The following is a 7,246-nucleotide window of genomic DNA, read 5'->3' on the forward strand; positions in this document are numbered from 1 at the left end:
CCAAGGCCCGGCAGCCGTCCGCCGCTCGCGGTCGCAGCCGACGCCTGATGCGCTGAGATGCCCGCCGAGGCCTGGGCTCTGCTCGCGCTCGGGGTAATCCCCGGACTCGCGCTCGTACTGGTTTCGCGCTTTCGGAGCGGTGGTGACGGGCGCAGAGGAGAAGACGGCTGAGCGCGGTCGTCGCGGTGCTCGTCGGATACCTCGCGGTCCTGCTCGCCATCGGACTGTGGGCGCGCCGAGCCTCGGGCGACATGGCTGGCTATTACATCGCCGGCAAGCGACTGCCCTCGTGGGTGATCGCGTTCTCGAGCAACGCGACCGGCGAGAGCGCTTGGCTGCTGCTGGGGTTGACCGGCATGGGCTACCTGGTCGGGGTCCACGCCTTCTGGGTGATAGTCGGCGAGGTGCTGGGCGTGGCGTGCGCCTGGGTCTTCGTCGCCCGACCCTTCAAGGCCTACACCGACAGGATCGGCGCGATCACCGTTCCCGACTACCTCGCCCACCGGTTCGGCGACCGCCGCCACCTCTTCCGCTGGATCGGCGCGGTGATCGCCATCACGATGGTCACCGCTTACGCAGCAGCCCAGTTCACCGCGTCGGGCAAGGCTTTCGACTCCTTCCTCGACACCGGGTACGAGTGGGGCGTCTGGCTCGGTCTCCTGATCGTCCTTTTCTATACCACGGTGGGCGGATTCAAGGCGGTCGCGTACTCCGACTTCGTGCAGGGAGCCCTCATGCTCGGCTGCCTGATCGTGCTGCCTCTGGTGGCGATGAGCGAGGCCGGCGGATTCGATGCGACCATGGCCGCCCTGCGCGACGCGGATCCGGCCTTGCTGGCTCCCATGGGTGCGGAGGGAGGATTGGCCGGTGCGCTGACCGCAGTCGGTTACGTCGCCATAGGCTTCGCCTTTCTGGGATCGCCGCAACTCCTGACTCGGTTCATGGCGGCAAGGAATCAGAAGCAGATCCGGGACGGCGGACTCTGGGCGGTGCTCTGCGTGATCGGCTTCGACGTGGGCGCCGTATTCGCTGGGATGGCGGGAAGGACCTTGTTTCCCGGACTGGCCGACCCGGAGACCGTACTGCCGGAGATGAGCGCGGCGCTCTTCCCGGCTGTCGTGACCGGGATCGTCCTGGTGGTCGTTCTCGCGGCGATAATGTCCACTGTCGACTCGCTCCTGCTGTGGGCGTCGTCGGCCGTGGTGCGAGATGTCGGACAGAAGGCGCTCAAGCTGAAGATCGGCGAACGCGACCTGACCAGGCTCGGCAAGCTCGTCACCGTGATCCTCGGCTTCGCGGGCGTGCTGATCGCACTCGCCGAGAACCGGGTGATCTTCACCTTCGTGCTCTTCGCCTGGTCCGGCATAGCGAGCGCCTTCACGCCGGTCGTGCTCTGCTCGCTCTTCTGGTCGCGGACCACGCTCAAGGGCGCGGTAGCCGGAATGGTGGGCGGCTTCCTGGCGGCGGCGCTCTGGACCGCGGATCTCTTCGGACAGCCGTCGCTGAAGACGCGGTTCTACGATCTCTACGAGATGATTCCCGGCTTCGCCGCAGGCTTCGCTCTCTGCGTCGGAGTAAGCCTGCTGACCCGCCACCGCTCCGAGACGGTGGAGCTCCTGAACGAGGTGCGGGGGGAGGCCGGCGGACCGAAGCGGCTGCGTTGACTCCGGTCACGGTTTCGGTTAATCTTCGCGGGCCAGGTCGCCCCCGGCTGCTGGACCTGTTCTGCGGCGCCGGTGGTGCCGCGTTGGGCTACTACGCTTCCCCTCCCTGTCAGGCGTACTCCGACACGAAGGACAAACGCAAGAAACATTATGGAAAGACCGATGAGTGGCGGGATTTCGTGACTGTCACGGGACATGGCACTTAGCGAAGAGGCCGTCAGTGAGCGCGAAAATCTCGCTTGTTGGCGCACTTCCTTGAGCATGTCCGTCCGCTCCGCCACCCTCATCCGTTGGCTCACACTCGCGGCAGCCATCCAAATGCCGGTCGTTCTCGTCGCCCAGGATCGCACCGAGCTGACGCTGCCCGACCTCGACCATCCCGTCGAGATCATCGTGGACCACTGGGGCATCAGCCACATCTACGCCGAGAGCGAGCGCGACCTCTTCTTCGCTCAGGGGTGGAACGCCGCCCGCGACCGTCTCTTCCAGCTCGAGATGTGGAGAAGGCAGGCGAGCGGGACCGTTTCCGAGATCCTTGGAGAACGTGAGCTCCGCCGGGACATCGGCACCCGACTCTTCAGGTTCAGACGGGATTTGACCCAGGAGCTCAACCACTATCATCCCAAGGGCGAGATGATAATCGGCGCGTTCGTCGACGGCATCAACGCCTACATCGACCGGACGCGGCACGACCCCGACCTTCTTCCCGTCGAGTTCGGGTTGCTGGGCATCGAGCCCGGGGAGTGGACTCCCGAGATCGTCATTTCGCGCCATCAGGGGCTGCTCGGCAACATCGGCCAGGAGCTCGCAGTCGGACGCCGGGTCGCCGCGATAGGGGCGGAGGCGGTCAAGCGCGCCGGCAGCTTCGGTCCCGGAGACCCCGACCTTTCGCTCGATCCCGCGATAGACGGAGACGCTCTCTCCGAAGACATACTCGGGATCTACAACGCCTTCCGCGGTCCGGTGCGCTTTCGCCCGGAAGACATCGTCGCCGAACATCGGGGCGACGCCGACAGCTTCGCGATGCTGGAACGCGCGGCCGCCCTCGCGAGCGCTGCGCCGGAATACGACTCGGAGGCGGACATCGGTTCCAACAACTGGGTGGTGAACGGTCGCTACACCGAGAGCGGCTATCCGATGATGGCGAACGACCCGCACCGAGTTCAGGCGGCTCCCTCGCTCCGCTACTGGGTGCACCTGGTGGGCCCGGGATGGAACGTCATCGGCGGCGGCGAGCCGAGCCTGCCCGGGGTGTCGATCGGTCACAACGGCCACGGCGCCTGGGGACTCACCGTCTTCGCCACCGACGCCGAGGATCTCTACGTCTACCGGACCAATCCCCAGAACCCGCTCGAATACCGCTACCGGGGAAGCTGGGAGACGATGACGGTCGTCCGCGAGAGCATTCCGGTGAAAGGGAAGGAGAACCACGTCGCCGAGCTCAGATACACCCGCCACGGACCGGTCGTTTTCGAGGACCGCGAGCGGGGTCTCGCCTACGCCGTGCGCGCGGGCTGGATGGAGATCGGGGGTGCTCCCTACCTGGCGTCGCTACGCATGGATCAGGCCAAGACCTGGGAGGAGTTCGTCGAGGCCTGCACCTACTCGAACATTCCCGGCGAGAACATGGTGTGGGCGGATCGCGAGGGCAACATCGGCTGGCAATCGGTGGGCATCGCCCCCATCCGTCGCAATTGGAGCGGACTGGTGCCCGTCCCCGGCGACGGGCGCTACGAGTGGGACGGCTACCTGCCCATGCGCGCCAAACCTCACGTCTTCAACCCGCAGGAAGGCTACTTCGCAACCGCGAACAACGACCTCGTCCCGCGCGACTACGAGTACATGGACGCGGTGGGCTTCTCATGGTCCGACCCCTACCGCTGGCTGCGCATCGTTGAAGTGCTGGGGAGCGGGACGCGCTTCTCCATCGGCGACATGATGAAACTCCAGACCGACGAGCTATCCATCCCTGCGCGTCAGCTCGTGCCCATGCTGAAGGATGTCGAGCCGCCGGAAAACCGCGTGCGCAGGGCGATGGAACTCCTGCTCGATTGGGACCGCCGCGTGAGCGCCGGCTCGACCGCCGCCGGTCTCTACGTCGCCTGGGAGGCGGAGCTGCGCAGACTGGTGCGCGAGCGCCTGGTGCCGGACGGGGTCTCGATGACCATTTCTCTGCACAAGACCATCGAGGCCCTGTCGGTGCCTCCGGGCGAGTTCGGAGACGACCCCCTGGCCGCTCGAGACGGGATCCTGCTGGAGGCGCTGGAGGGTGCGATGGCGAAGCTGACCACCAAGCTCGGCCCTGACTCGGGCGGCTGGACGTGGGGCCAGGAGGACTATCACCACATCTACCTCCGCCATCCGCTGAGCAACGCGGTCGACGCCGAGACGCGGGCCCTGCTCGAGGTCGGTCCGCTTCCCCGCGGCGGTTACGGCTTCACAGTGAACCAGACCGGCAACGGCGACAACCAGACCTCAGGGGCGTCGTTCCGCATCATCGTGGACACCGGAGACTGGGACCGCTCGGTCGGCATGAACAATCCGGGACAGAGCGGCGATCCCGAATCGCCCTTTTACCGGAATCTGTTCGAGGAGTGGGCCGCGGATCGCTTCCACCCGGTCTACTACTCGCGGGATCGGGTCGAGTCGGTGGAGTCGCTGCGCATCGCCTTGACGCCGGGGGGCTGATTCTTTTCAGGTTTGGTCTAACATCCTGCGGTTCGGTGCAAGATCGGAAGATGAACCGACCATGACTAAAGCAGTCGGTACGCCAGGAACGCTCCGACCCAACCCAGCGCGAGCATGTATGCGAACTGGAGCGCGGGCCATTTCCAGCCGCCTGTCTCTCGTCGCATGACCGCCACGGTGGACATGCACTGGAGCGCGAACGCGAAAAAGAGGAGCAGCCCCATCGCCGCCGCCGGCTCCAACTGCGCTTGGAGCGCGTCCAGAAGACCCTCCGAGCTCTCGTCCGCGTCATCGCCGACGCCGTAGATGACGCCGAGCGTCCCAACGATGACCTCGCGGGCGGCGAGCGACGATATGATTCCCACGCCCACCTGCCAGTCGTAGCCGAGCGGCTCGATCAGCGGCTCGATCACGCGGCCGGTCGAAGCCAGGGCGCTTTCCTCGAACGGCGGAGGCTCGCCGTCGACCCGGGGGAACTGGGAGAGCCCCCAGAGCACGACCGAGACCGTCAGAATCATTTTGCCCGCCCGACCCAGGAAAATACGGGACCGGTCCAGAAGTCGCAGACCGATGGAGCGCACGGTCGGCCAGCGGTAGGGCGGAAGCTCGAGGATGAATGCCGCTCTCGGCGCCCGCAGCAGGGTGCGCCGGAGGAGAAAGGCCGTTCCGACGGCCGCGAAGATACCGAGCAGATAGAGCGCCAGAAGAGTCGCGGCCTGGGTTCCGAAGAACGGTCCCAGCAGCGGTCCGGCCGGGATGAAGGCGGCGATGAGCAACGCGTAGACGGGGAGCCTGGCCGAACAGGTCATGAAGGGCGTGACGAAGATGGTGGCGAGCCGATCGTCCTCGTTCTCGACCGTTCGAGCCGAGAGGATGGCCGGTATGGCGCAGGCGTACCCGGAGAGCAGCGGCAGGAAGGCCCGTCCCTGCAGGCCGATGCGGTACATGAGTCGATCCGCTATCGTCGCGGCCCGAGCGAGATACCCCGAGTCCTCGAGGACTCCCAGAAACAGAAAGAGCACGAGTATCTGCGGCAGGAAGATGACCACCGCGCCGACACCCGCCCACACCCCGTCCACGAGCAGGCTGCTGAACCAGCTCTCCGGCAGGGAGGAATCGAGCCAGGCCCCCGACGCGCCCACCGCACGGTCCACCAGATCCATCAGCGGGGCCGCCCAGGCGAAGATGGCCTGGAAGACGAGAGCCGCCACCGCCAGGAAGACCGCCGGTCCCGCAAGCCTGTGCAGGAAGATGGCGTCGAGCCGTCTTGTCCAGCGCGAAGGCCCCGGGGCGCGATGACCGGAGCGGGCCAGCAGGCGCTGGAGCTGACCCCGACGGGCGACCAGGTCGTCCACCGTAGGCAGCCGTCGGCCGGGAGGCGAACCGGCGCCGATCAGCGGGTGACCGCGTTCCTCCCCGCGCGGCTTGACCGAAAGAAGAAAACCGAGAAGCTCGTCCATGCCGACCCCCGAGCGGGCCACCGAACGACACGCGCCGACTCCGGTGCGAGCGCTGAACAGCTCCGGGTCGAGCGTTCCGCCCCTGGCTTCCAGTTCGTCGAACATGTTCAGCACGACGAAGGTCGGAAGACCGAACTCCAGCAGCGGATCGAGCAGCATGAGGTCGGTCTCGGCCCGGGTGGTATCGACCACGAGCACGATCGCGTCGGGCTTGGCCGTACCCTCCATCCTCCCATGAAGAACGTCGAGGGTCACTCGTTCGTCCAGGGAGCGGGCGGAGAGTGCGCGCATGCCGGGCAGGTCGACGAGTTCGACCCTCCTGCCACCTCCGAGTTCGACCGTTCCCTTGTGCTTCTCGACGGTCACGCCGGGGTAGTTGGCGACCTTCTGCCTGAGACCGGTGAGCCGGTTGAAGAGCGTCGTCTTGCCCGCGTTGGGGGGGCCGACGACGGCGACGAGAGGAGTCAGGAAACCTCGGGCGTCGCCGGTCCCTGGTTCTCGTCGGAAAGCGTTTCGGGGGCGAGCTCGCCTTTCGTGCCGGAGTCGGTGCTTTCAGTCCCGCTCGCTTCGTGTTGTGAAGCGGCGCCGCGTTTGTCGAGGACCTTGCGGAGGTCGCACTCGGCCTGCGGCTTCACCCAGAGGAGCCGAGCCGTTTCCTTCCGCAAAGCGAAGCAGACGCCGTCGGCGCTCACGACGGTGTCGCCGGAGGGTGTCGCGCGCACCCGGCAGAGAGAGCAGCCGGGCACGATGCCGCTGTCGAGCAGCGGAGCGGCCTCCTCCGGGGAGAGTCCGATCTCGACGAGCTCCATCTCGGTCAGAGGAAGCGCGTCCATCAGGGATATGCGCCGATCCTTCTCGGACGAGGGTCGGGATCGGCGGGAAGTGTCTATCGACATCGCGTCATGGCAAGCAACTTTCATTCCGTGCGGGCTCGAAATCCGTTCGGTGCGAAAGTTACCCTAACCACGGAAGGATGTCACCCTCCTCCGGCAACGCGAGCTAGGGGGAGGCGTTGGGCGCGAGCGCCCGCACCGCCCGGCGCGACGTGGCGGCGGCCCGAGGGACGGCGACGACCGAGACCGAGATGGTTCATGAGCATACATGTGCGTATATGCTCATATGGTTTGCGCTCCCGGCGAACGTCCCCATGTTCCACGGTGACGGATTCACCCTTTACGACGGACCGAGATGACCGGAACCCCGAAGCTCCCCATCCGCGCCCTCGTGACAGTGCTGCTCCTGCCTCTCGCCGCGACGGTGTTCGTGGCCTGCGGCGAATCCCCCACACCGGTGGACGACCCGCCAGACGCGGCGCTGACGGTTTACGAGCACCTCGGCCCCGACGGAAAACCCGCGAGTTTCACCATGTCGGATGGCTCGTGGTCAGGGAAGACCTACCCTGTCCGGTTTGTGCGAGTCGATGCGGAAGGGGGT

The 7,246-nt window shown here is 66.4% G+C and carries 5 protein-coding genes; 3 read left to right on the top strand and 2 right to left on the bottom strand.

All coding sequences use genetic code 11. The features are described from left to right. The first annotated feature begins 185 nt into the window (after positions 1–185). On the top strand, positions 186–1,664 hold the full coding sequence (locus J4G12_05895; GenBank protein ID MCE2455339.1) for a sodium/proline symporter: 1,479 nt from the start codon (positions 186–188) through the stop codon (positions 1,662–1,664). A gap of 261 nt (positions 1,665–1,925) precedes the next feature. Then, complete coding sequence (locus tag J4G12_05900; protein ID MCE2455340.1) at positions 1,926–4,352, top strand: penicillin acylase family protein; 2,427 nt, start codon at positions 1,926–1,928, stop codon at positions 4,350–4,352. A gap of 65 nt (positions 4,353–4,417) precedes the next feature. Here J4G12_05900 and J4G12_05905 read toward each other — a convergent pair whose 3' ends face one another. Together J4G12_05905 and J4G12_05910 are read right to left on the bottom strand one after the other, a co-directional pair. Further along, positions 4,418–6,178, bottom strand: a complete 1,761-nt coding sequence (locus tag J4G12_05905; protein ID MCE2455341.1) for a ferrous iron transporter B — start codon at positions 6,176–6,178, stop codon at positions 4,418–4,420. Between the two features lie 98 nt (positions 6,179–6,276). Then, positions 6,277–6,645 carry a FeoA domain-containing protein gene (locus tag J4G12_05910; GenBank protein MCE2455342.1) on the bottom strand — a complete coding sequence of 123 codons (369 nt, stop codon included), beginning with the start codon at positions 6,643–6,645 and terminating at the stop codon, positions 6,277–6,279. 355 nt (positions 6,646–7,000) lie between these two features. Between J4G12_05910 and J4G12_05915 the strand changes: the two genes are divergently transcribed. Continuing rightward, positions 7,001–7,246, top strand: a 246-nt coding sequence (locus tag J4G12_05915) for a hypothetical protein (GenBank protein MCE2455343.1), incomplete at its 3' end; no start/stop codon positions are given.

It is taken from the genome of Gemmatimonadota bacterium (assembly GCA_021295815.1).
Classification (GTDB): domain Bacteria; phylum Gemmatimonadota; class Gemmatimonadetes; order Longimicrobiales; family Gaopeijiaceae; genus JAGWBQ01.